Annotated in this window: 22 protein-coding genes and 1 tRNA gene; 12 read left to right on the top strand and 11 right to left on the bottom strand. The window is 54.6% G+C overall.

Annotation, left to right across the window (positions count from 1 at the left end; translation table 11 throughout):
* Positions 1 to 146 precede the first annotated feature (146 nt).
* Entirely contained in the window at positions 147 to 1403 is a 1257-nt protein-coding gene (locus tag AC6CHQ_RS00615; RefSeq protein WP_251238936.1) for a hemolysin family protein, read from the bottom strand.
* Positions 1404 to 1560: 157 nt separating this feature from the next.
* Between AC6CHQ_RS00615 and AC6CHQ_RS00610 the strand changes: the two genes are divergently transcribed.
* Complete coding sequence (locus AC6CHQ_RS00610; RefSeq protein ID WP_092049331.1) at positions 1561 to 2952, top strand: dipeptidase; 1392 nt, start codon at positions 1561 to 1563, stop codon at positions 2950 to 2952.
* Here the strand turns inward: AC6CHQ_RS00610 and AC6CHQ_RS00605 are convergent.
* Positions 2913 to 3512, bottom strand: a complete 600-nt coding sequence (locus AC6CHQ_RS00605; RefSeq protein ID WP_092049333.1) for a nitroreductase family protein — start codon at positions 3510 to 3512, stop codon at positions 2913 to 2915. The two genes, AC6CHQ_RS00610 and AC6CHQ_RS00605, sit on opposite strands and share 40 nt — an antisense overlap.
* 62 nt (positions 3513 to 3574) lie before the next feature.
* Here AC6CHQ_RS00605 and AC6CHQ_RS00600 point away from each other — a divergent pair, with 62 nt between their 5' ends.
* Both AC6CHQ_RS00600 and AC6CHQ_RS00595 read left to right on the top strand, forming a co-directional pair.
* Positions 3575 to 4147 carry a glycerol-3-phosphate acyltransferase gene (locus AC6CHQ_RS00600; RefSeq protein ID WP_177168226.1) on the top strand — a complete coding sequence of 191 codons (573 nt, stop codon included), beginning with the start codon at positions 3575 to 3577 and terminating at the stop codon, positions 4145 to 4147.
* A gap of 141 nt (positions 4148 to 4288) precedes the next feature.
* Positions 4289 to 5140, top strand: coding sequence for a DegV family protein (locus AC6CHQ_RS00595; RefSeq protein WP_092049337.1), 852 nt, complete (start codon positions 4289 to 4291; stop codon positions 5138 to 5140).
* 61 nt (positions 5141 to 5201) lie between these two features.
* Here AC6CHQ_RS00595 and AC6CHQ_RS00590 read toward each other — a convergent pair whose 3' ends face one another.
* Entirely contained in the window at positions 5202 to 5702 is a 501-nt protein-coding gene (locus tag AC6CHQ_RS00590; protein ID WP_251238934.1) for an amidase domain-containing protein, read from the bottom strand.
* Positions 5703 to 5904: 202 nt separating this feature from the next.
* Positions 5905 to 5977: transfer RNA gene (locus AC6CHQ_RS00585), tRNA-Ala, on the bottom strand.
* Between the two features lie 71 nt (positions 5978 to 6048).
* On the opposite strand from AC6CHQ_RS00585, the gene AC6CHQ_RS00580 reads away from it, so the two are divergent.
* Complete coding sequence (locus tag AC6CHQ_RS00580) at positions 6049 to 7071, top strand: DUF2804 domain-containing protein (RefSeq protein ID WP_251238933.1); 1023 nt, start codon at positions 6049 to 6051, stop codon at positions 7069 to 7071.
* A gap of 40 nt (positions 7072 to 7111) precedes the next feature.
* Here the strand turns inward: AC6CHQ_RS00580 and AC6CHQ_RS00575 are convergent, their stop codons facing one another.
* Positions 7112 to 7834 carry a glycerophosphodiester phosphodiesterase gene (locus tag AC6CHQ_RS00575; RefSeq protein ID WP_349773648.1) on the bottom strand — a complete coding sequence of 241 codons (723 nt, stop codon included), beginning with the start codon at positions 7832 to 7834 and terminating at the stop codon, positions 7112 to 7114.
* A 136-nt stretch (positions 7835 to 7970) separates the two neighbouring features.
* On the opposite strand from AC6CHQ_RS00575, the gene AC6CHQ_RS00570 reads away from it, so the two are divergent.
* Positions 7971 to 8525 carry a YusW family protein gene (locus tag AC6CHQ_RS00570; protein WP_092049343.1) on the top strand — a complete coding sequence of 185 codons (555 nt, stop codon included), beginning with the start codon at positions 7971 to 7973 and terminating at the stop codon, positions 8523 to 8525.
* 175 nt (positions 8526 to 8700) lie between these two features.
* Positions 8701 to 9762 (top strand): acyltransferase family protein, encoded by a 1062-nt coding sequence (locus tag AC6CHQ_RS00565; protein ID WP_498080541.1) that lies wholly within the window; start codon positions 8701 to 8703, stop codon positions 9760 to 9762.
* Between the two features lie 149 nt (positions 9763 to 9911).
* Here AC6CHQ_RS00565 and AC6CHQ_RS00560 read toward each other — a convergent pair whose 3' ends face one another.
* Together AC6CHQ_RS00560 and AC6CHQ_RS00555 are read right to left on the bottom strand one after the other, a co-directional pair.
* On the bottom strand, positions 9912 to 11735 hold the full coding sequence (locus AC6CHQ_RS00560; RefSeq protein WP_498080540.1) for an ABC transporter ATP-binding protein: 1824 nt from the start codon (positions 11733 to 11735) through the stop codon (positions 9912 to 9914).
* The gene (locus AC6CHQ_RS00555; protein ID WP_498080539.1) at positions 11728 to 13458 is read right to left on the bottom strand and encodes an ABC transporter ATP-binding protein; all 1731 of its coding nucleotides are present in this window, start codon (positions 13456 to 13458) and stop codon (positions 11728 to 11730) included. The genes AC6CHQ_RS00560 and AC6CHQ_RS00555 overlap by 8 nt, the downstream gene beginning before the upstream one ends.
* A 176-nt stretch (positions 13459 to 13634) precedes the next feature.
* On the opposite strand from AC6CHQ_RS00555, the gene AC6CHQ_RS00550 reads away from it, so the two are divergent.
* The 4 genes from AC6CHQ_RS00550 to AC6CHQ_RS00535 are packed head-to-tail and all read left to right on the top strand — an operon-like array spanning position 13635 to position 16294.
* Positions 13635 to 14009 carry a GntR family transcriptional regulator gene (locus AC6CHQ_RS00550; protein ID WP_251238929.1) on the top strand — a complete coding sequence of 125 codons (375 nt, stop codon included), beginning with the start codon at positions 13635 to 13637 and terminating at the stop codon, positions 14007 to 14009.
* Positions 14009 to 14914: an ATP-binding cassette domain-containing protein gene (locus tag AC6CHQ_RS00545; RefSeq protein ID WP_498080538.1), complete on the top strand. Its 906-nt coding sequence runs from the start codon at positions 14009 to 14011 to the stop codon at positions 14912 to 14914. The genes AC6CHQ_RS00550 and AC6CHQ_RS00545 overlap by 1 nt, the downstream gene beginning before the upstream one ends.
* On the top strand, positions 14883 to 15611 hold the full coding sequence (locus AC6CHQ_RS00540; RefSeq protein WP_498080537.1) for a hypothetical protein: 729 nt from the start codon (positions 14883 to 14885) through the stop codon (positions 15609 to 15611). The genes AC6CHQ_RS00545 and AC6CHQ_RS00540 overlap by 32 nt, the downstream gene beginning before the upstream one ends.
* Positions 15608 to 16294, top strand: a complete 687-nt coding sequence (locus AC6CHQ_RS00535; RefSeq protein ID WP_498080536.1) for a hypothetical protein — start codon at positions 15608 to 15610, stop codon at positions 16292 to 16294. The genes AC6CHQ_RS00540 and AC6CHQ_RS00535 overlap by 4 nt, the downstream gene beginning before the upstream one ends.
* Positions 16295 to 16348: 54 nt before the next feature.
* On the opposite strand, the gene AC6CHQ_RS00530 is transcribed toward AC6CHQ_RS00535, so the two are convergent.
* Positions 16349 to 17275, bottom strand: coding sequence for a DMT family transporter (locus AC6CHQ_RS00530; protein ID WP_498080535.1), 927 nt, complete (start codon positions 17273 to 17275; stop codon positions 16349 to 16351).
* A 219-nt stretch (positions 17276 to 17494) separates the two neighbouring features.
* Here AC6CHQ_RS00530 and AC6CHQ_RS00525 point away from each other — a divergent pair, with 219 nt between their 5' ends.
* On the top strand, positions 17495 to 19186 hold the full coding sequence (locus AC6CHQ_RS00525) for a putative bifunctional diguanylate cyclase/phosphodiesterase (protein ID WP_498080534.1): 1692 nt from the start codon (positions 17495 to 17497) through the stop codon (positions 19184 to 19186).
* Between the two features lie 46 nt (positions 19187 to 19232).
* On the opposite strand, the gene AC6CHQ_RS00520 is transcribed toward AC6CHQ_RS00525, so the two are convergent.
* From AC6CHQ_RS00520 to AC6CHQ_RS00510, 3 genes are all read right to left on the bottom strand, one after another.
* Positions 19233 to 19679, bottom strand: coding sequence for a threonine/serine exporter family protein (locus AC6CHQ_RS00520; RefSeq protein WP_092049363.1), 447 nt, complete (start codon positions 19677 to 19679; stop codon positions 19233 to 19235).
* The gene (locus AC6CHQ_RS00515) at positions 19676 to 20437 is read right to left on the bottom strand and encodes a threonine/serine exporter family protein (RefSeq protein WP_092049366.1); all 762 of its coding nucleotides are present in this window, start codon (positions 20435 to 20437) and stop codon (positions 19676 to 19678) included. The genes AC6CHQ_RS00520 and AC6CHQ_RS00515 overlap by 4 nt, the downstream gene beginning before the upstream one ends.
* A 73-nt stretch (positions 20438 to 20510) precedes the next feature.
* Positions 20511 to 22649, bottom strand: a complete 2139-nt coding sequence (locus AC6CHQ_RS00510; RefSeq protein ID WP_498080533.1) for a beta-propeller domain-containing protein — start codon at positions 22647 to 22649, stop codon at positions 20511 to 20513.
* A gap of 171 nt (positions 22650 to 22820) precedes the next feature.
* On the opposite strand from AC6CHQ_RS00510, the gene AC6CHQ_RS00505 reads away from it, so the two are divergent.
* On the top strand, positions 22821 to 24134 hold the full coding sequence (locus AC6CHQ_RS00505) for a short-chain fatty acid transporter (protein ID WP_251238922.1): 1314 nt from the start codon (positions 22821 to 22823) through the stop codon (positions 24132 to 24134).
* The last annotated feature ends 375 nt before the right edge of the window (positions 24135 to 24509 follow it).

Here is a 24509-nt window from a genome sequence, read left to right as displayed (position 1 = left end):
AGTTTTGGTAAGCAAGGGCCCGCAGCGGAAATCCGGAGGATTTTCATGAAAAGAAAAAACTGCAGACAAAGGAGTAATCCACTCACTTTGTCCACAGTCTGAGCGCCTCCCTCCAGGGGAAGCGCTTTTTCGAGTTGCCGTTTCCTTTATTCTTCGACTGCGGCCGCCTCTTCATCAGGCTCCCGCTTGGTAATCATCATGCGGGTGATGCGGTTGCGGTCCATTTCCTCGATCAGGACATCCAGATTACCGTAGGAGAATTTCTCTCCCGGCAACGGGACATGTCCGAGTTGCTGAAGGACGAACCCCCCGATGGTATCATGCTCGTCCGGAAGTTCGGCCCGGAATGTCTCTTTCACGTCGTCCATCTCCAGGCGGCCTGAGCATACCAGATGGGTGTCCGTCATCTCATATACGAGCACTTCTTCTTCCTGGTCGGTCTCATCCTCGATATCCTGCCCGATCATCTCTTCAATGATGTCCTCATGCGTGACAATTCCGAGTGTGCCGCCGTATTCATCAAGCACGATGGCGATATGCTTCTTTTTTGCCAGCATCATTTTGAAAACACGTTCGACGCTGAGTGTCTCGACAACGAACAGCGGCTCTCGGTCCATATAATCTTCAATGGTCGAATCTGTGGCCATTGACCATTCGATGAGCTGCTTGGAATAAAATACGCCGACGATATTGTCCATATTGTCTACGTATACCGGATAACGCGTGTACCAATGATCCAAGATCGTATCCCGGACGTCTACATAGGTGGCATCATGCGATAAGCCGACGATCTCCGTCCGGTGGGCCGACATCACGTCGGACACGTCCTTTTCCGGGAAGTCCAGCACCCCTTTGAGGCGGATCGATTCCTCTTCCTCGAACGTTCCTTCAGTTGATGCAATGTCAACCATCGAGCGCAGATCTTCCTTTGTCAATGTCGCCTCCGTCACCGCACCGCGAGAGATGATGCGGATAAATATGTTCGTGAAGAGCGAAAGGAGATAGGTCAGAGGTGAAAGAAGGATGACGATAAAACGGATGATCGGGAATACCAGATACGAGACCTTTTCAGAAAACGTTGCCGCAATCGTTTTCGGCAACACTTCACCGAAGATGATGAGGGTGATTGTCAAAATCGTTGTCGCCAGCCCGACTTGCCAGCCCTTGTCGATTGCGATCGCCGTAAGGAGGGTCGGCAAGAGGATATTCACGATATTGTTCCCAATCAGAATCGACGTGATCATCCGATCGGGCTTGCTGATGAGTTTCAGCAGTTTCTCAGATTTCCTGTCTCCCTGGTCAGCACGCAGCTGCACCTTCATCCTGTTCGTGGCGGTAAGCGCCGTTTCGCTGCCCGAGAAGAAAAAGGACAGGAAGAGCAGGATTCCCAAGACGATAAACAAAAGCCATTCCCCCTGAAGAAACTAATTTACACGGAATTCAAAAACCTTATTGACCATCATACCATAAACACTTCCCCTGCCATGCCCATTTAAATCCGCTTTCTCTGTTTCTGGTATACTTATTCACGAAAACCAACGTGGAAAGAGGGATAAATTGATGGATCATCTGAAGGAACTTGACCGCCATTTCAGCGAACACCGCAAAGCGCATCTTGCAGAGCTGAATGACTTCCTGAGCATTCCGAGCATCAGCTCGCTCTCCGGGCATAAAGAAGATATGAAAAAAGCCGCCGAATGGCTGGCAGGGTCACTCGAGTCTGCGGGACTCGAGAATATTTCTATTGATGAAACGGCGGGTCACCCGGTCGTCTATGCGGACTGGCTGCATGCCGAAGGCCAGCCGACCCTCCTCATCTATGGCCACTATGATGTCCAGCCGGTCGATCCGCTGGAGCTTTGGGACAGCGCTCCGTTCGAACCGGAAGTCCGCGACAACAAACTGTACGCACGCGGGGCCAGCGACGATAAAGGCCAGGTGTTCATGCACGTGAAGGCCGTCGAAGCCCTGTTCAAGACGAACGGCAAACTCCCGGTGAATGTGAAGTTCTGCATCGAGGGCGAGGAAGAGATCGGCAGCCCGAACCTCCCGGCTTACGTTGAAGACAACAAGGACAAGCTTGCTGCAGATGTGATTGTCATTTCCGACACAGGCATGCAGGGTCCCGGCCAGCCTGCTGTCTGCTACGGCCTCCGCGGTCTTGCCGGCGTCCAGATCGACGTCAAGGGTGCCAAGGGCGACCTTCATTCCGGCCTTTACGGCGGTGGTGTGCAAAATGCGATCCACGCTCTTGTGGAACTTCTCGCCTCCTTCCGTGACAAGGAAGGTACAATCACGGTAGACGGTTTCTATGATGATGTGCGCCCCGCGACCGAAGAGGAACGTGAAGAATATCGGAAGCTCAGCTTCGACGAGGAAGCATTGAAAAAAGAGCTCGGCGTCAGCGAGCTCTTCGGTGAAACAGGGTATTCGCATCTCGAGCGCACTTGGACCCGCCCGACGCTCGAGATCAATGGCGTCTTCGGCGGATTTTCAGGCGAAGGGATCAAGACCGTCCTTCCCGCTGAAGCAGGCGCGAAAATCACGTGCCGTCTCGTACCGGACCAGGACCCGGATGACATCGTCCAAAAACTGCGCAGCCATATCGAGAAAAACAAACCGGCCGGCGTAACGGTGGACATCACCGAATTTGACAAGGGCAAGCCGTTTCTCACCCCTTACGATCATCCGGCCATCCAGGCAGCGGGTACGTCGTATGAACGGGTGTACAATGTTCCAACCGCCTATACGCGTGGAGGCGGCTCAATCCCGATTGTGGCGGCCTTTGATGAGATTCTCGGTCTCCCTGTCGTCCTCATGGGCTTCGGTCTGTCATCCGAAAACTTCCATGCGCCAAACGAACACTTCCATCTTGAAAACTTCGACAAGGGATTGCGCGTTATCGGCGACTATTATTTTGAAGTGTCGTCCGCGCTTTCCGGAGCGGAGTAAAACGTAACTTTTTCCTCGATCGGGGTGTGATCCCATTCCTTCGGCATCGTATCCGAATGCCCGAAGTGCAGCATGCAGATCACGCGCTCCCCGTCACCGGCGCCCAGCGCCTCGCGGAATTGGGGCTGATCCAGCCAGGCAGGTGTTTTGATGCATGTGCCGATGCCCTTGTCCCACGCGAGGAGCTGGGCGTTTTGCAGGAATGCGGAAATGGCCATATGGTCTTCGAGACGCTGCTTTTGGCGCATGTCTTCACGGACAATCGCAAAGACGATGGCTCCCGCGCTCTTGAACTTGGCGGATTGGCGCTCAAGGGCTTCTTCCGTCAGTTCACGCCAGTTCGGAATGGCGTATTCCCTGATCAGGCCCTGTACATCGGGAAGATTTTCTCCTGCTCCGACGACAAAGCGCCATGGTTCGCGCTTGCCGTGGTTAGGCGCGTATCTGGAATCGCACAGGACTTCCATGACATTTTCACGGGATACCGGCGTTCCGTTAAAATTCTTGATGGAGCGGCGTTCAGTAACCGCTTTCCGGACACTCATCTGCTGTTGGCTCATGTAAATTCTCCTTCGCTACCAGTAGTCACACTGATTATAGCAGACCCCATGGAGGGATGCCGATGAACGCCTTTAACCCGGAAATCATCCTATACCTGCTTTTCTGCTGGGTGGCGGGTTCAGTGCTGTGGGCCCGGGTACTCGGCCGCATGCTCGGTGCCGATCCGGCCGGGTCGGGGAGCGGAAATCCCGGTGCACGAAATGCGGGCAGGCTGTTTGGCGCTCCTGCTTTTCTGGCGGTCTTTGCCGGAGATGCCCTGAAAGGTGTTGCGGCTGTCGTTTCCGGGCGGTATCTCGGTTATCCGGAATGGCTTGTCGCTGCCGGCGGGGCACTTGCGGTTTTCGGGCATGTCTTCCCACTGTTCCGTGGAAAAGGCGGAAAGGGTGTATCAGCCTTTATCGGTGCAGCGCTAGCCTTCTCACCCGGTAGCCTGATCGGCTTTGCTGTCGGCACCGCGGCCGGACTGCTGCCGCTCCGAAGTGCCACGCTCGCCATGCCGGGCGGATTTGCAGCTTGGACCGCCGCCCTCTGGCTTTCAGGTGTTCTTTCCGTCTCCTGGCCGCTTGTTATGGCGGGAGGACTCGTGCTTTTCCGGCACAAACCGGATTTTCACGAAGCGCTGCGACGGCACTAGACATTATTCGATAGATAATAAAAACATCAAAAGACTTATATTATATCGCTATAATATAAGTCTTTTTTCTTTTCTTCCCCCTATTCATTTCCTAGTATGGTATAGTATTTTGAAAACGACAGCGCTTTCAGGGGGTTGAACATGCCGAAAAAACCGATTGCTTATATTGTGGACAGCACTGCCCATATTTCACATGAATTAGCGAACCATCCGGACCTCTACGTCGTTCCGCTCAATGTCCATTTTGGAGACAACGAATATGCGGACGGCGTCGGTATCCGGCCCGAAGAACTCTATGAGAAAATCCGGACATCCACAGAACTTCCGAAAACCTCACAGCCTTCCGCCGGCCGGTTCGCCGAACTGTTCGACCGCCTCAAGGAGGAATATGAGCAGGGTATCGCGGTGGTGCTTTCAGGAGAAATGAGCGGAACTTACGCCTCAGCCGTGTCAGGGGCAGACCTGAGCGGATTCGATGTCCGCATCGTCGACGGCAAGTCCCTGTCCTATGGAACGACCGGCCTCGTCCGGCTCGCCATGGAACTCGGGCAGGAAGGAAAAAAACGGGATGACATTGTCGATGCAATCAGCCGCCATATCGGAAAGGGCCGCTCCTATATCTATATTGGGCAACTGAACCAGCTTCATAAAGGCGGCCGGATGGGAAGCGTCCAGTTCTATCTTGGCAGCATGCTGCAGATCAAGCCGATCATCCAGATCACACCCGAGGGCACTCTGGATGTCACCGACAAAGTCCGCTCCGAAAAAAAAGCATTCCGCTATCTCGTCGATAAAGTGAAGAAGGCATATGATGAAGGCCGGCGAACCATACACCTCATGCATGCAGACAGCCCGGGTGAGGCTGACCGTCTGAAGGCGCAAATGCTCGAAGCCATGCCTGACTTAATAGTGAAGACAGGCGACATCGGCGCGGTTCTTGCCGTCCATGCCGGCGAAGGAACGATGGCTGTTATCTGGTACGATTTTGACTGATCATGGTTCCATATAGACGAAAATGACGGCCCCTGGCGTTCTGCCGGGGGCCGTCTGATATTCAATCAAACCGGTCATTGATCTTCCAGAAGATGTACGTGGCATCCGGCCGCCAGGCGTAAGAATCTTTATACGCCCAGTGCCTGTCGCGGACATTATACGTATGGGCATTCACATACGGAACGCCGTCCCTCTTCGACGTCACGATCGTCGTATGGTTGAAGACGCCATCCCCTTCGAAGTCGTAGGAAATGATGTCCCCCGGTTCAAGCTCCCCCGCCGACTGGACACGCTTCGCTGTCAGCCCGCGCTGCGAACCGGCCAAGTACCACCGGAGTGAATGGGACACGCTCCAGCTAAAGCTCCAGTTTCCTCCCCCGATCCACCATCCACGCTCCCTGTTCGGCGAACCCCACATCGGGGCTCCGCCCGCCCTCAGACATTGGGAGACATAGTTCGTGCAGTCGACCGCGAACTTTGGATATGCGGGATTATAGTCATTCCACCAGCGGTTCGCATAGGCAACAGCCGCCTCCCTGTCATAGACCGCCAACTTCCGCACCCCCTCTCCTGCAACCTATGCAAAGAAGGGAAATCTTTATGCTCCCAAAGAAATGACAACCCGTCATATACGGGCATTTCACAATCAGACTCCAGTTTCCGCCGCGATTTGTCCCCTGTTAGCGCCGCTTTTCAAACCATTTTTCCAAAAACAATAAAAACCGCCGGAATCCCTGCAAAGGAATCCCGGCGGTTTCGTATGATGGAGCATAGGGGGCTCGAACCCCTGACCTCTGCGCTGCCAGCGCAACGCTCTCCCAATTGAGCTAATGCCCCGTATCTCTGGTACAATGAAGAGTATATCAGCAAAACGAAAAATTGACAATAGCCGTTTTCGAGGTGATCACATGCAGCACAAAGAGCGCGAATTGACAGGGCCCGTCCGGCTATCCAACCCGGACGGGACTCTTAATCCGGAAGCGATCGGGTTCAGCCGGAATCCGATCATCACCGGCAATCTCGCCAAAAACTATATGCGTAAAAAACGCTGGAACTACTGGTGCGTATACAGTGAAGATGTGCTGTTTTCGGTGACAGTGTCCCACCTTGACTATGCCGCCTCCTGCTTCGTCTACGTATTCCATTATGAGACCCAGCGGTTCTTCGAGAAGACAGTCACCGTACCGCTGGGCCGAAATGTCCGGATGGACGACGAGGTGCTCGGCAATGTGTCATTCACCCATCCGGATATGAACATTCAGATGATCCACATCAAGGGCGAGACTCACCTGCTGGTCACCGTGCCGGACTTTGACGGCGATCTTCTCCATGCTGATTTGCATATCAGCCATCCGGAGGGTGAAGAATCCCTGAATGTAGTTGTTCCGTGGAACAGCAACCAGTATCAGTTTACAGCAAAGCACCATCTCCTGCCGGCCGAAGGCTTCGTCACGATCGATGACCGCCGTTTCCGGATCGGCAGGGAGGAATCGTTCGCCGTCCTTGATTTCGGCCGAGGCATCTGGCCCCGCAAAGCTGCGTGGAACTGGGCAATGGCCTCCCAGCAATATGGGCGCCGCCGCATCGGACTGAATTTTGGGGGACAGTGGACGGACGGGACCGGCATGACCGAAAATGCGGTGTTCATAGATGGAAAGATGTATAAGATCAGTGAAGACGTGCTGTTTGATTACGATCCGGATGACTACATGAAAACATGGAAAATACGTACCAAGTTCACCGATTCAGTTGACCTGACGTTCACACCATTTTTCGAACGCACCGCCGAAACTGATGCCAAACTCGTCAAATCGGAAGTCCATCAGATGTTCGGCTACTTTAGAGGTCGGATCCGTCTCCCCGATGCAGGCGTCAACCTACACCTCGTTAAGCTGCTTGGCTGCAGCGAGGAGCACAGGGCAACCTGGTGAAGAACAAGCACAGGCACCGCATCCCGCGGTGCCTGTGTTTTCATTTGAACAAATTGAGCATCCTATGCGGGTAATCCGTGAAAATCGCCCGCGCACCCGCTTCTCGCAGCATAAGGGCATGCTCCGGGTCATTGACCGTGAAGACCCGCAGCACGGACCCTTCAGCCGCTGCCCTGCGGCCGGGCTCCCGTAACGCGAAAGGCAGCGCCGGATGAAGGGCATCAGCTCCGATACCGGCTGCCGCAGAACGGGCATCAGCCAGGATTTCAACAAACAGCATTCCCGTCTCAATATCCGGAGCTTCACGTTTTGCCGCTTCCAGTGTCACGTGGTCGAACGATGACAAAATGACCCGATCCGCAATGCCGAATTCACGCACGAGCGCGATCACATTCTCCCGCAGACCCGGATAGGGAAACACATCCGATTTCAGCTCGATGTTCAGCCTCTGCGGCTTGCCCCGGAACAGCTCAAGCACCTCCCTCAATGTCGGGATGCGCTCATCAGAGTATTCATCCGCAAAGCGGCAGCCGGCGCTTAGCTGTTTTAATTCATCCAGAGTCATGTCTTTAACGTAACCGCTGCCGTCCGTTGTCCGATCGACCGATTCATCGTGGATCACGACCGGCACACCATCACTTGATAAATGGACATCGAATTCCACCCCGTCGATCGGCAATTCAGCAGCTTCCCTAAATGCGGCCAACGTATTTTCCGGCCGGATTCCGGATGCGCCGCGGTGAGCAAAAATTTCCAACGCCATCTTTCCTTTCCTTATCGCCTTTGTTTCCCTGATTATGACATACCCAAATACCGCCGGCCATGAAGAACGCTGTTTAAAATTCGCTGCAACAGGAAACATAAAGGACAAACAGATAAACCGAAAGGACGTGCACCTTATGAAATACAACATGCTCGGAATGACTGCCCTCGCCGCTGTTCTCACACTCGGCGCTTGCGGCAGCAACAATGATGCAATGGATGATGCTGCAGGTGGAGACAATGATGACCAGGCTCCGACGACCGAAGAAACCGGTGATGCGACTGAAACGGCGATCGAAGATGACAAAGCTGGTGAAAACCCGTCCGGCGGCAAGAACGACGGTCAGAGCGAAACAACACAAGGCTACGGCTTTAAGGACTTTGATCTGGAAATCGATGTAGACGGCAAGGATGCCGTCGATGCAAGTTACGAGACACAGGAAGACGGGACATTTGAAGCAGAATATAAAAACACACTTGAAGGCGTCGACTATGGCGATGACAACAAGCAGGAAGAAGCGATGAATGAGCTGGATGCCCTGTTCAAGGAAATCATGCTCGACCAGAATGTGAACGAGGAAGAGGCCAAGAAGAAAATCCTCAACGCCCTCGAAATTCAGGACTACACAAAATTTGAGCTCGAAGTAAATTTCGAAGAAGGTCCTAACCTGAACATCGAAGAAAATAAGTGATCCACCTTGGCGGCAGATTCCGATTCGGAACCTGCCGCCAATTTTTGTATCTTTTCAAAAGCAGCTTCAGGGTGTAAGATGCCCGTATTCCCCTGCCAGGTTTAAAAATGGCTAAAAAGGGGCAACTAAACCGGAGATAGAATCCAAGAATGATGTACCGACGGAGGTCCTCACTATGGCAAAACAGAGACTGACCTGGGTCGACGTCACGAAAGGATTTCTCATGATCCTTGTCGTCATCGGCCATTATCCCGGGGAGCTCGACTTCCCCCTATCCAAATATATTTACTGGTTCCATATGCCGGCCTTTTTCCTATTGAGCGGCCTGTTCTTCAAGGAAGTGAAAACAAGGGCGGAGGCAGGCGATTCCATATTGAAACGGTTCATGCAGCTGATCGTTCCTTATCTGTTTTTCCTCGTCGCCATCACTGCGGTGCGTTACGGAATGGAAATCGGATATGGAAACACCGATCTGCAATGGTATCTCAACGACCTGTGGACGCTCGTCGTCGGCGGCCGGTTTGTCCGGGGCGCCTACGGAGTGTTTTGGTTCGTGACGGCTCTGTTCGCCGTCTTCGTGCTGTTCACGTTCATGACGCGATTCTTTAGCCGCAAGGTCCAGATCGGACTCGTCGCCCTGTCTTACGTAGTCGCCCACACGGAGAGCCTGTTTGCCCAACGGGTGCTGGACGGCGATGTTGTCGAATCCGCACAGCAGATCCCCTTGCCGTGGAACGTCGATGTGGCGCTGATGGCACTCGTGTATTTCGCGATCGGCTATTACCTGAAGACATTCTGGATGGAGATCAGCGGCAAGTGGCTTGCTGCCGGAGCTGTCACGGTCGCAGCCTGCCTTGCCTTTGATGCTGCAGGATTGTTCGATTATCACCTCAGCATGAAATTTCTGCGCTATGATCACTTCTTCCTGGATCTGATCATCCCGGTCTCCTGCACGGTTGTCGTCATCGGACTGTTCCAGCGCGCCGCACAGAAAATGCCGCTGAACTGGCTGCAGTTTATCGATAAGCACTCCATCTCGATCATGTACCTCCATGTCTTTGCGGATATCGTCCTGAATGACTTCTTCAATTATGGCCTGATCGGCTTTACCGCAATCGGCCTTGTGCTGCCGATTCTTGTATCGGTGGCCCTTGAGAAGTTCGTTCCTTACGGCAAGATTTTTCTCGGCGGCTTCCGCCCGAGAAAGAAACCGGGATCCGCCGCTATGGTCAGATAAAGAAAACCGGAGAGGCTGCCTCTCCGGTTTTTCTGTGCGCATTTATTATGAAAGTCCGAGCAGGCGTCACGAGTGTATAAAGAGGAGCCATGAAAGACCAGGCATCCCCCGCATAACAAAACCCGGAGCTGCGCTGGCTCCGGGCTTCATTATAATTCCGCACCTTTCAGCATCTGGTCGTAGAGTCCTCCGCTGCCGATCAGGTCCTGCTGCCTGCCGGATTCGGCAAGGCGCCCGTCCTGCATGACGAAGATCATATCCGCTTTCCTCACCGTGTTCAGACGGTGGGCGATAATGAAGCTCGTGCGCCCTTCCATCAGGCGCTCAAGCGCTTCCTGAATCTTCATCTCAGTGACAGTATCGATCGAGGAAGTGGCCTCGTCCAATAGGAGAAGCACGGGATCGGCGACGAGCGCACGGGCGATGGAGAGAAGTTGTTTCTGCCCCTGGCTGATTTCCCCGCCATCTGCAGAAAGGATCGTTTCATATCCGTCCTCCAGCTTCATGATGAAGTCATGTGCATTGGCTTCCTTAGCCGCCGAAATCACTTCCTCATCAGACGCATCCAGACGGCCGTAGCGGATGTTTTCCATGACACTCGCCTCAAATAAAAATGGGTCCTGGAGGACAAATGCCGTCTGGCTTCTGAGCGTTTTTCTCGGAAGCTCGGTGATCGGAATGCCGTCGATCAGAATCTGGCCTTCGTTCGGGTCATAGAAACGGGCCAGGAGCTGCATGACGGTCGTTTTTCCGGCTCCGGTCGCCCCGACAAATGCCGCGGCTTCGCCTGGGCGCACCCGAAAGCTTACCCCTTCAACCGTATAGTCGCCCTCACCGTATCCGAAAGCGACATTGCGGAACTCAACATCCCCCTTAAGGATCGTGTCCGAATGACCTGTCGCGTCGTCCCGCTCCGGTTCCTCGTCCATGATGGCAAACACACGCTCCGCTCCGGCTATGGCTGAGAGCACGGTGTTGAACTGGTTGGCGAGGTCATTGAGCGGCCGGGTGAACTGACGGGCATACTCTGTGAAAATAACAATCGTCCCGATTGTGACCAGCCCATCCCCTGTGAGCGCGAGGATGCCTCCAATTCCGGCAACAACCGCGAACGCCCCGTTGTTCAGGAAGTTCATCACTTTCGGGATGAACCCGGCATAGGTCAGCGCCCAGAAACCGGTCCTGCGGAGGCGCTCACTTTTCTCGGTGAACTCATCCATCACACGGTCCTCCTGAGAGAAGGCCTTGACGATGCGCTGTCCGGAGATCGATTCCTCGATCATGCCGTTCATTTCACCGACTGCACGCTGCTGGGCTTTGTATAGCCGGCCGGTACGCTTCGTCACCCACCGGACAGCCGCAAACATGAGCGGAACGATCGTCATGGTGAGCACCGTGAGCAGCGGGCTCAGTGAAATCATGACGGCAAGCGTCCCGACAAGCGTCAGAATACTCGAGAACACCTGGATAAAGGAGTTGTTCAATGTCTGGCTGACGTTCTCAATATCGTTCGTCATCCGGCTCATCAGCTCTCCGTGCTGCCTTCGGTCGAAAAACTTCACCGGGAGCCGCTGGAAATGGCTGAACAGCCCGGTCCTCATCTTAAAGACCGCACGCTGGGAAATGCCGATCATCCAGAAACTCTGCAGGTACATCGCGACAGACAGTCCGGCGTAGACCGCGATCAGGACGATGACCATCCTTCCGAATCCGTCGAAGCGGCCCGCAACGATATATTCATCGACGATATGGCCGACCAGATAAGGCCCCAGGATGGACAGCCCCGAGCTCAGGGCAACAAGTACGAGCACCGTGATGAGAAGCGCACGCTGCTCATCGACAAGACGCCAGATGCGCAGAAGCACGTCCTTCCAATTGTTCGGACGTTCTCCCTTCTTTTCTTTCGGTTTCTTCAGGTCTTCCTTTGTGAGGATCGGCTCGTAACCGAACGGCCTTCTGATGAAATCAAACATCCCCGTTCACCTCCCCGGCATTCGTGCTCTGTGATTCAACGATCTGCCGGTACAGCTCCGACTGCGCAAGCAGTTCCTGATGCGTGCCATAGCCCGACACGCGGCCTTCGTCAAGAAGGAGGATCCGGTCGGCGCCGGCCGCGGTCCCGACTTTCTGCGTGACGACCAGCATTGTCGCCCGCTCTCCCTCAAGTGCTTCCCACAGGGCGTTTTCCGTCTTTACATCAAGCGCTGATGTGCTGTCATCCAGAATCAGGATTGACGGATGACGCACGAGCGCCCGGGCGATCGAGAGCCGCTGCTTCTGGCCTCCCGAAAGGTTGACCCCTTTCTGTCCGACCCGCGTCCCGTACTTTTCCGGGAAGCGCTCGACGGAGTCATGGATCTGGGCTTTCCGAGCCGCTTCCTCCAATTCATCCAGCCCCGCCTCCGAATCCCCCCATCCGAGGTTTTCATGGATCGAGCCGGTGAAGAGCATCGACTGCTGCGGGACATAACCGATTGCATTGCGGAGGTCCTTCAGCGGCCAATCCAGAATGTCACGTCCGTCCAGCAGCACCCTGCCGGATGTCGGTTCGAAAAATCTCGGGATCAGGTTCAGCAGTGTCGACTTGCCCGAGCCAGTGGCCCCCATGATCGCAAGCTTTTCTCCCGGCTTCACATGGAAACTGATTCCGTGAAGGACGTCCTTGTCGGCGCCTTCATACGTAAAGGAGACGTTTTCGAAAAGGAGATCTCCGGCAGGCAGGCGTCCGCTCCCGCTTTCCTGTTCCTCGGTGCCGCCGTCGGCCAGAAGCACTTCTTCCATCCGCTCTGCGGAGGCCTTGGCACGCGAGTACGCCACAATGATGAATGAGAACATCGAGAACGAGCCGGTCATCCGGAGCGCGTAGTTGACAATGGCCACCACTTCACCGACTTCCGCACCGCCTGCCCGGACTTCCTGCGCGCCGAACCACAGCACGGCCAGCAAACTGATGTTCATGACGAAGAGCAGAAGCGGCAAGATCAGCTCCATCAGGCGCACAGCCGAAACTGTATCCGACCGGAGTGCGCCCGCCACTTTGGAGAACCTGGACGATTCATACGTCCCCCTCAGGTACGCTTTCACCAGGCGCACCGCCTGAAGGTTTTCCTGAACGACCCGGTTCACCCGGTCCAGACGGCGCTGGACACGTCCGAACATCGCCACACCTTTCCTTACCATGAAGACGAGGAAAATGACGAGGAACGGCACGCCGATCATGAGAAACAGTGCAAGCTTCGGATTCACGATAAAAGCCATGATGAGACTGCCTGCTGCGGCAAGCGGTGCCCGGAGCATGATCCTCAAACTCATATAAAGCACGTTCGACGTCATCGTGATGTCGCTTGTCATCCGCGTCAGAAGTCCCGACTGCGGAAAGCGCAGGAATGTGGACATCGTGAACGACTGGATTTTCCTGAACATGGCGGCCCGCAGATCAAATGCGAAACTGTGTGCCGCGTGCGCCGCGAAAAACGAGTTCGTGATCCCCGAAGCGAAAGCTGCGAGCGCGAGGCCCATCATGACAGCCCCCCATGTCCAGACCGTTCCGGCATCTCCCGCGATAATACCGTCATCGATGATTTTTCCGATAACGAGCGGCTGGATCAGTTCGACCGCCAGCTCCACGAGCATGAGCAGGAGCGCAATGGCGATCGGCCATTTATAGGCTTTGGCATAAGAGAATACAGTTTTCAAAGTTTCACCCCAGATATCCTTCGCGTATCGAATCAACTGCTTCCTATTATGCCATATTCCTCCCTGGCCGGATAGGCACAGGGAGAATTTTCAGTCGATTGGTATTGACCGGATATTACTCAACATAGTATAGTACATTACAACAGTAATGCACCTAGCCACCTGGAGGTGAGTCCATGCCGATCAATCCGGAAAGCGGCACCCCGATCTATCTTCAGATTGCGGACTGGATAGAAGACGGCATCCTGACCGGCCTCTTCCAAGAAGATGAAAAGGTTTATTCCCAGTACCAGCTTGCCGAACAATACCGCATCAATCCCGCTACCGCAGCGAAAGGCCTGTCAATGCTGGCGGACCAGGGCATTCTTTATAAAAAGCGCGGACTTGGCATGTTCGTCTCCCCGGATGCCCGGAAGATCATTTTCACCAGGCGCCGGAACGGTGTCCTGCAGGAAAAGGTCCGGGATGCGATCACTGAGGCGCGCCTGCTGGGACTGACGGAAGTAGAGCTGATTACCATGATCAGAGAAGAAATGGGGGGAGAAAAGTGATGGAAGTGAATTTTCAGCAGGTGGTCAGGCAGTTTGGCAAAACAGAGGCGCTCAGCGGCCTGACGCTCAACCTGGCCGGCGATAAAATCATCGGCATACTCGGTCGGAACGGAGCCGGAAAATCCACAGCACTGCAGATCGCGGCCGGCCACTTGAAACCATCCGGCGGTAAGGTGAGCATATTCGGTGAGAACCCGTTCAACTCACTCTTCGCTTCGGCGAATACGCTCCTGGTCCATGAGGGGATGTCCTTTCCCCCGGCACTCCGCCTCAGTGCCATCCTCGGAGAGATGGAGCGTGCGTATCCCTCCTTCGACAAAAAGCTCGCACGGAGTCTTCTGGAGCATTTCGGCATCCCGGACAATGCGTTTCATATCCAACTCTCCAAAGGAATGAAAAACACGTTCAATATGGTAGCGGGAATTGCCGCGCGGACGCCGCTCACGATGTTTGATGAACCGCTGAACGGGATGGATGCAGGAGTGAGAAGTGACCTGCTTCAGGTGCTCCTGAAAGATTACATCGCCCGCCCGCGGATGATTCTATTGTCGGGCCATCAGCTGGAAGGCATGGAAGATCTGTTCGAGGAAGTCGTCATCCTGCACCAAGGCCGCCTCCTTCACCATGGCAATGCCGACGAATTCAAAGAAGGCTTTGCCAGGATCAGCGGTCCTGTGTCCGAAGTGCGGCAGGCCGCGTCAAAGGTACAGGTGCTGGAGCTTCACGAAACACTGCCGTGCATGGCGGAGGCGATCATTATGGTCCAGCCGGGAACCACGTTATTTATGAATGAAGCACAAGGAATAAGGGCCACCCCCGTCTCCCTCGGCGACGCATATGTCGCCATGACCCGAAAGAAAGGAGGAATCGACCGTGTCTACGCTGACGCAACCGACAGCAGGTAACGCCGTAATAAATCAGTTCATGCGCAATCTGTACGGCCGCTCCGGCATTTTGGGGTCACTTCTGGCTCTGCAGGTCATCGGCATCGCCCTGTCCTTTTTCGGAGGCAACGGTTTCGGGACCAGTGACGGACAGATCTCCATTAACGTGGTCGATCACTCGGCCAATCCGGTCATCGGGCTGACACTCCTGTGGGCACTCATCTCCCCTCTTTACTTGAGCGGCCGCGACTCGCTGCGGACAGATCTCACCTTTCCCGGAAGCCGGACGACCCGGCACACCGGGAATGTACTGTATCTTGCAGCGCTCGTGCTCGCCGGATCCCTTGTTGCCACTCTTGCCCATATGGCTTCGGTATTATTTACCGTCATTTCTGACCGTCCGCTTATCATGCCGGAAGGCGGCACAGCCCACTATGCCTCGTTGTTTGCTGTTCTTACCGGCTACTGCCTTTTGCTTGCAGCGCTCAGCTATTTTGCAGGAACTTTATTCAGTGTTTCGCGCATTGCCGCCTTTGCCCTGTTTGCGCTGGTCATGATTTTACTCAGGGTGACAGCATTGAATGAACTGCTTGCCGCCATCATCCGGTTTGCCGGAGAGGGTCCGGCATCGATGATCCTTCTCATATGCCTTCTGATTTCCGCGTTCCTCTTCCTGGCAGCGATGGCCGCCGGAAGCCGGCAGGAGGTGAGAGCATGATCGGACTTGCCGTTTTGCCCGTCATGCTTCTCATCCTGTTCCTGATTTTGGCGTTCCGGTGGCGGTACCCCGTCGCAGAAGGCCGGACGGTCCTCAGGCTGTTCGGCGCACTGATTGCCATTCTTGCCGTTCTGGCAATCGTGGCGCAATTTGTCCGTCCCGAAGCAGACAGTTTTCCTTATGTCGGTGAGGAAGCCGTCGGTGAGGAAGCCGCCGGCGAGCTGGATGATATCTACGGCAAAGTGATCATCGATGAAAATCCGGATGCGGTGCCTGAAGATCAGATTCTCACCCGGAAGACGTTCAAAGTTGCCGATGGCACCCTGACGCTCCGCGCCAAAGAAACGGCGGATGAGATGTCCTACATCCAGGCTGTCATACGGACCCACAATTCGGACGATGCAAGTCTCACCATTTTCCGCCCCGCATTGATTGCGAACGGGTATGATTTATCGGATGCCCTGCCCATTCCCGAGGCGGACATTTCGTCGGATGGGCAGATTCTGACGCTTGGCTCTCCGCTTCTTGAGTTGACCATCAATCAGATCAGCGAACCCGACCTGCCGCCCTTCTCAAAAAATGACGGCTTCTCCAGCTATCACAGGTTGCCGATTTATCTGATTACGATTCCTGAAGGCACCGAAGTGAAGACAGAAGGCCCGATTGACCTGATCGAAATCTGAGAAGCCCTCCCCCTGCACCGGTGCAGAGGGAGGGCTCATTGTTTACTCCGGCCATCACATTGTCTTCGGAGGCTCCGCCTCGACCTTGGACGCTTTGCTGCCTGCGACTGACAGCCAGACGACGCCAATCAGCATGACAGCCGTTCCGGCGAACTGCCACTGCCCAAGCAGCTGGCCGAACCAGAAGATAGAGACAACCATGGCCGTCAACGGTTCGAAGCTGGAAAGGACGCTTGTTTCGACCGGCGAGATATATTTCGTACTGCCGAGCAGCATGATAAATCCGGCCGTTGCAAACACGATGATCATGAGAATCATGACTAGCGCAATAGGATCGAAAAGTACCGGGATCATCCGGAATACGGCAAGCGGCTGTGTGATGAAGAGGGCCGTTCCCCCGATCACCATGGCCCAGGAGACGGTCTGGATAACCCCGTATTCGTGCATGAGACGCGCAGGATATAGCGTGTAGAATGCAAACGTGAATCCCAGGGTCACTCCCCAGGCCAGAGCTGATTTGGACACTTCGAGTGAAGACAGGGAACCGTTTGTCAGAAGCAGGACGAGCCCCGCGAGCGTCACTGTGATACCGAGAACCTGATAGACCGGCGGCCATCTTCTATGGCTGAATGTAACGAAGGCAATCACGAAGATCGGTGCCAGGAACTGCAGAAGTGTCGCGATGACCGCGTTGCTCTCCTCGATCGTCTTCAGGAAGGTGTATTGGACGCCCAGCATTCCAACAATGCCAAAGATGACGAGCTGGCGCGCCCAAGCTTTCTGCCGCCACACAAGACCGATCCTTTTTCCTTGTGAGCGTAAAATCAGGAGGAGCACCGCACCGGCGAGCAGCAGGCGCAACACGATGAACGGGGCGACCTCGATCGGCCTCTCCGCGAGCAGCCACTCCATCATCGGGCCGGTCGCCCCCCATAGCATTGCCCCGATCACGATCATGGCTATTCCTTTTATGCGTTGCATCCGCGGTCCTCCTTCCATTTTTCATGATTCGTTTTCGGCTTCATTTATTCTACACAAAATCCATATATGCGGAAGCCTTATATGTTTCTCTTCCCTCTCTGGACTCATTTCGTCCCCAAAGACCCGGACTTTTGCAGGAAAATGCCGGAAAAAGGGTGCCTCTTCGTGCGGTATCCTGTATATTGGATGAAAATAACCTGCTATTCAGGAGGTCGGAGCGTGTTGAAGGACAACCATCAGCTTGAGGAAAGCACAGCCACTTTTCCGCAGGAAAGCGCCTATGAAAGCTTGCTCGGAGGTCTGGACAAGAAATTCATGATCTACAAGATCGATGCGGAAGGACTCATTCTGGAAGCCAATACCAGATTTCTTGATAAAAGCGGTTGGACACCGAAACGCGTACTCGGAAAGCCCTTTCGCCTGATGTTCCCGGATACACGCGACGGCAAGGCAGAGGTTTTGAAAATCTGGCGCCGGATCCGGGCCGGCCGGCCTTGGCAAGGTGATGTGGAGCAGGTCACGAAAGAAGGCAGCCCCTATCATGTCATGCTGACTGCTCTGCCCGTCTTCTCGAACGGCAGCCTTCTTTATACAATCATGCTGGGAACTGACCGGACGGAAGAAAGAGAAGTCCAGAGAAAGCTTGAAGAAATTGCCTATATCGACCCCGATACCGGACTCATGAACCGTCATAAGCTTTCAGATGAGGCAGAACGCCTCATCTCGGAAGACCGGCACTTTACTTTTGTTTATCTTTCCATCGAAAATTTCCATACCCTCATCGAACCGGGCGACCAGGACGCGGAAAAGCGTATTCTGCAGGAATTTGTCCGCAGCATGAAGATTTATTTCCGAAATAGCCTGTTTGCCCGGATTGGCATGAATGAATTTGCTGTCCTTACCCCACTCGGAAGTTGGTTTGCAGAAGGGTTCCTGAGTTTCCTGGATGAGCATCCGATCCGATCGGAACTGACAGGCCTCCAAGTACGTGTGAGCGGAGGCATCGCAAAGTTCCCTGATGATCAGCAATCGTTCAAGCATCTTCTGAGCGCTTCATCGATGGCGCGCCACCGTGTCAGGATGGAAGGCGGCGGCCTGATCGCTTCCCTGCCAAAATCCGAGCAGCGCGCCGTTGCCCGGAAGCTTCGTATCGAGCAAAAGCTTCCCCAGGCGCTCAGGGAAAAGACGATTAAACCCGTTTTCCAGCCCCAGGTTGATATGAAAACCGGCAAAATCATCGCTGCTGAAGCCCTCGTACGATGGGAGGACCGGGATCTGGGTACCGTGAGTCCGGCTGAACTGATTCCGGTCGCGGAAGACTGCGGATTGATCGGCGCACTCGGAGAGCTCATGATTGAAGCGGCCTGCCGGCAGGCCGTCGCCTGGCAACAGGAAGGGTTCAGTGTCCGTGTCAGCTGTAACTCATCTGTCCGGGAATTCCGAAATGGCGGCATGACTTCGAGGGTCCGGGATATCCTGGATCGGACCGGCTGCCCATCCTCCCTGCTGGAACTCGAAATCACCGAACGCTTCGCCTTTGAAGCCGAAGCCGAGGAGGCCATTATGCATCAGCTTAAGGCTTTGCAGCAGGAAGGCATCTCATTGGCACTGGATGATTTCGGGACAGGTTCAGCCTCTTTCCGCTATATGCAGACCGTTCCCCTCTCCAAAATCAAGATCGGACAAGAGTTCATCGCCTCCTTCCCGACCAACGAACAGGTCGGCAGAATTGTCGATGGCCTGGTCCATTTCGGACATTCCCTCGGGATGATTGTCGTTGCCGAAGGCGTCGAGGATGAAATGGTGTGGAAAGCACTTGATAGAAGTGGCTGTGATGCAGTACAGGGCTTTTTCACCGGACGGCCGATGACCGCCGCCCAGCTGACAGAGCAACTGCAGGCCCGGCGATAACCCAACAATATTTAAAACCGCCTCCGGATTTTTCCGGGGCGGTTTTCTACTTTTCTGTGGACTTCTTTTTGAAGATCATCTGAATGATCACTTCCGCAAACACCAGGCCCATCGCGATCGAGCCTGAGATCATCAGGACTTCCATCGCGTAGACAGTAGCAGCATCATAACTTTTCTCCATGACATTGCGCATTGTATTATAGGCCGTCCCGCCCGGAACAAGCGGAATGATTCCGGCGACACTAAAGATGATCATGGGGGTCCGGTACCATTTGGAAAACAGATGGGCGACAACCGCGACTGCAAATGCCCCAAGGAAAGATGCTTTAACCGCATCCCCTTCAAGCAGCAGGTCCCGTGAGGCGAGGAATACCAGCCATCCGACCGCTCCGACGAATCCACAATGCAGCAGCCGTTTCCTCGGAGAGTTGAAGATGACGCCGAACATCGCTGATGCGAGAAAGCTGAACACTCCATGGATCACGTAAGTCACATCCCCACCCCCTGGAGCGATAGGATCAGCGCAATGCCGGAACCGATCGCAAAAGCGGTAAGGAATGCTTCCGCGCCTTTCGAGATACCGGCCATGAAGTGGCCGGCCATCAGATCACGGATTGCGTTCGTGATGAGGAGACCCGGCACGAGCGGCATGACCGAAGCAATTACGATGATATCCAGCTGGCTACCGAGTCCCGCGCTGACCGTCGCCAGTGAGATCAGGCCGATCACAGCGGAGCCTGTGAATTCCGAGAAGAACTTCACCCGTGTCCGCTCATGGAACTTTTCGGATATCGCAAAGCCGATGCCTCCCGCGACAAAAGCGAAAGGCATGTTCTCCCAATCTCCCCCGAAGAGGATGAGAAAGCTTGCACTTGCAACAGCCGCCGCCAGCACCTGTAGCCAGAACGGAAACATGAAGTTGCCGCGTTCCACCTTCTTCAGTTCCGCATATGCCTGCTCCAGCGTCATCTCTTTTGATGTCAGCGAACGGGAGATGGCATTGACACGGGCGATCTTCTCCAGGTCCGTGGCGCGCTTCCGGATGCTGGTCAGTTTTACCCGTCGATGCCCTCCCGGGGAGAAGATGATCCCGGTTGAGGTGGTGAACGAGTCGGCCCCCTCCATATCAAGCGTCGCGGCCATCCTGGTCATCGTATCATCAACGCGGTATGTTTCCGCCCCTGCTTCCATCATGAGCCTGCCCGCAAGCAGGCAGGCATCGATCCCCATCTCTTCCCTTGCATCGTCCATTCGCTCACCGCCGTCCGTTCCGATTCATTGAATTTCATCGTAGCGGAAACGGCCCGAAAACTCAACGACAGCGTTAGTCCTCAGAAGAACCGAGGCGGCTAAAATCATCAAGCGAGTACGCGGTCACTCCTTCGGGCGACACCGTAAATGCTGTATTGCCCGAGTATAAGATCCTGAGGATCCTCTCTTCGTAAACCGGATATCCCTGGGCGACCCCTTTATCAGAAACAAGATTAGCCTTGAGGCGGATTCCGTTTTCGGGAGTGATTTCATAGATCATCGCGCCGCTTCCCTCGTAGCGGACTTCCTCGCTTTCCGCGCTGCCCTCATAGAGGTAAACCGGGAATCCGTACAGGCCGAGTTCCCTATGTTCAAAAAGCGCCTTGTGGTCGTACTGCAACTCCGATTCGGTCCCCCTGCCCCCGATGATTTCCACCGCAATTTCCTTCGGCGAGGTCATATCCGATACATCAAACAAGGAGATTTTCATCCCCGCGTTCAGCAACCGTGGCTCCGGGCCATCCCCCTTCACGCTGACGATCTCCTGACCGAAACCGATGAGGTGGTGGTCACCGAGCGGGTGAAGGTAATTGCTGAAGCCCGGAATTTTCAGTTCACCGAGCACTGCCGGCGCGGCGGGATCCGACAGATCGATCGCAAACAGCGGGTCCGTCTCGCGGAATGTCACGACATATGCGCGGTCCCCCATGAACCGAGCGGAATAGATCCGTTCGCCTTTTGCCAGGCCCGTGACCGATCCGGTTTCGTTCAGTTCCGGATCAAGGACATAAACCGCTGATTCGGAAGGACTCCGTTCATCCCACATGTTGCCGTTGGTGACGGCGATTCGGAAGTGCCCCTCATGCTCATCCATCGAAAATTGATTAAGCGGAGTGCCCGGCACTTCCCCTGAGGCTGCGAATGTGACATTTGTTCCATCCAGCGCATACTTAAAGATCTTTGTGTTTGATCCGGTTGTTTTTAAGCCGTCTTCCTGAAACAGCTGTGCCTGGTGTTCCGAAGAAGCAAGATACAGGTTTCCCGTGGACATGTACACACCGCCGCCGCTTCCGATGAATCCTTCCGACTCAATAGATGCATCGGGCCCCCCATCAAGATCAATGGCCGTGATGATTGTATAGGAATCACCGGCCGGCCCCGGAAGAATGGTGATCAAATCGGTATCCATCGGTCCGTCTGTATCTTTACTTGCGCTGTCATACCGGTAAGGGCGTATATCTCCTTCATTCTCCATCCCCCGGTAAAACGGTGTCATCGAAGTGATGAGGTAGAGGATATTCCCGTTCAACCTGGAAGAGACATGCCAGCCTTCATTGCCCGCTTCCCGGACCAGCCTCGGTTCTGCAGGATTACTGACGTCATAGAGGCGGAGGGCAACCGCGCTGCTGCCGGTCGGCATGATGTCTGCAGGGCCTCCTGCTTTTCGGTGTTCAGGATCATACTGGAACCGATTTCCGATCACTGCCAGGATATCTCCAGAGAGATATAGCTCGATCGGCTGCAATCCTTCCTCCTCTTGGAGGGTGGCGATGTGCTCAGGATTTCCGCCTTTTCTGATGTCATAGACTTTCACCGTCATTCCGTCGGCAGTTGAATACAGATAGTCACCGTCCGTCTTGACGATGTCCCCCTCATCTATACCTGATACCTGGTTGTTCGTCATTGAATGTCCGGCGCCCCCATCCGGTCCTGCCGCACTATCCTCTGTCGTCGCGGTTTCTTCTCTTGGGTTACTTTCCCTGTAGAGCTCCATTTCCCGCTCCTGCCTGGCGGCGATCTTCCGGAAATGTTCCTCAAGCTCCTCAAGCGAACCGACAGGCGCGATGTCCTCCCTCACCGTGAACGGAATCCTTTCCTCCCCCGCCTGCGACAGCTTTCCAAATGCTTTCCCGGAAACATGGAGGATGTAATGTCCCGGCGCAAGTCCTCCCACTTCCAGCTGACGGCCCATCAGCTTCATTTCCGCATCCGCGGTATTTCCGTCTTCGTCCGTGAGTTTCAGCGCGCCGCTATCAGCGGCATCCCGCGCAAGATCGGCAGTGAACGCCGCCCGCCACAAATCCCCGCTGACCACGCTTGCATCCGCCTGCACCTCCGGCGTCTCCCGGATTGCCGCGTTGATTGCGGCAATCCCGGCAATGACCAGCAACGCCGCGAGCCCGAACCATATCGCCTTCTTGCCCTTCAGCATCAGGATCCCTCCCTTTTCTGATTAGTCTTTACATTGGCGGAAAGGGTTACATCCATCGATCATTAAAAGAGTTGGTATCACATACTATAAAAATAATCTGGCAATATGAATCTTCTTCGTCTACATTGGAATGGGGGATGTTCAACAACTTTCGACAAGGGGGAAAGAACTTTGAAAACATTAACGAGAATCTCAAACACGCTCATGGAACGGTTTCTGCCGGATCCGTACATCTTTGTCGCGGTCCTGACACTGGTCGTGTTTCTGCTCGGATTGGGTCTTACCGATACAGGGCCTATCGAGATGGTCGATTATTGGGGAGACGGGTTCTGGGGGCTTCTGGCCTTCGCCATGCAAATGGTTATCGTATTAGTTGCGGGCCACGTCCTGGCCAATAGCCCGTTCTTCAAGCGCCTGCTCAGTTCTCTTGCAGGACTCGCTAAATCACCGGGAGCCGCCATACTCCTCGTATCGGTCGTCTCCATCATCGCGAGCTGGATCAACTGGGGATTCGGATTGGTCATCGGCGCCCTGTTCGCGAAGGAAATCGCAAAAAAAGTGACGAATGTCGACTACCGACTGCTTGTGGCAAGCGCCTATGCGGGATTTGTCGTCTGGCACGGCGGCCTGGGCGGCTCTATTCCGCTGTCGATTGCGACGCCGGACCATCCGTTTGCCGGACAAATGGGCGTTATTTCAACAACGGAAACCATATTCACGACGTATAACCTGTTCATCGTCCTCGTTTTGTTCATTACCATTCCGCTTCTGAACCGCTGGATGATGCCGAAGCCTGAAGATACCGTGACGGTCGATCCGGCCAAACTTGAAGAACCTATCGAAGTGGAAGAGCCGTCCGAAAAGACACCTGCATCCCGTTTGGAAGACAGCGTGATCCTTTCGATGCTGATCGGCGCACTCGGTCTCATTTATCTCGTCCATCACTTTGTACGCAATGGCTTCGACCTGAACCTGAACATCGTCAACCTCATCTTCCTGATTCTTGGCATCATTCTTCATGGAACACCGCGCCGCTTCCTCGCTGCGGTGGCAAATGCAGTGAAAACTGCAGGCGGAATCATTATCCAATTCCCGTTTTATGCGGGCATCATGGGGATGATGACTTCATCGGGACTTGCCGGAGTCATCTCGGACGCTTTTGTATCCATCTCGAATGAACATACGTTCCCGCTGTTCTCCTTTTATGCGGCAGGCATCGTCAATTTCTTTGTGCCATCCGGCGGCGGCCAATGGGCTGTACAGGCTCCGATCATGCTGGATGCCGCGCAGGCGCTTGGAGTCGACTATGCAAAGACCGCGATGAGCATCGCCTGGGGAGATGCCTGGACAAACTTGATCCAGCCATTCTGGGCGCTTCCCGCACTTGCCATCGCCGGCCTGAAGGCAAAAGATATTATGGGTTACTGTGTATTTGTACTGGTCCTGTCCGGGATTGTCATCTCCATCGGGCTTTATTTCTTCTAAAAATATATGATCCCGAACGACGCCTGCCGGTAAGACCGGTCGGGCGTCGTTTGTGTTTATATTCATGATTAGCGTGACACAGAGCAACTAGCGTGGGGCTGTCCGAAAAGTGTATTACCAGCAAAAAAACAAACAGCAGTGGCTCTGGTCGCTTTCCGCGGGCGTTGCCTTAGCCTCCTCGGACTCCGTCCTGCGGGGTCTTCGGCTAACGCTATTCCCGCAGGAGTCTCCCGACGCCACTGCTGTTTGCCATAGATACAAGAATTTAATTACTAATTGGACAGTCCCAAACGAACGTACGACGCACTCCAACATTTCTGAACAATTATGTGCGTCTGTGCCGCCCGCACAAGCAAAGCCCCGCCGGCTTGGGCG

The sequence above is a fragment of the Bhargavaea sp. GQ12 genome (genome assembly GCF_059758705.1).
Note: the sequence above shows the minus strand (reverse complement) of the source record. Positions and strands in the feature narration are given on the sequence as shown.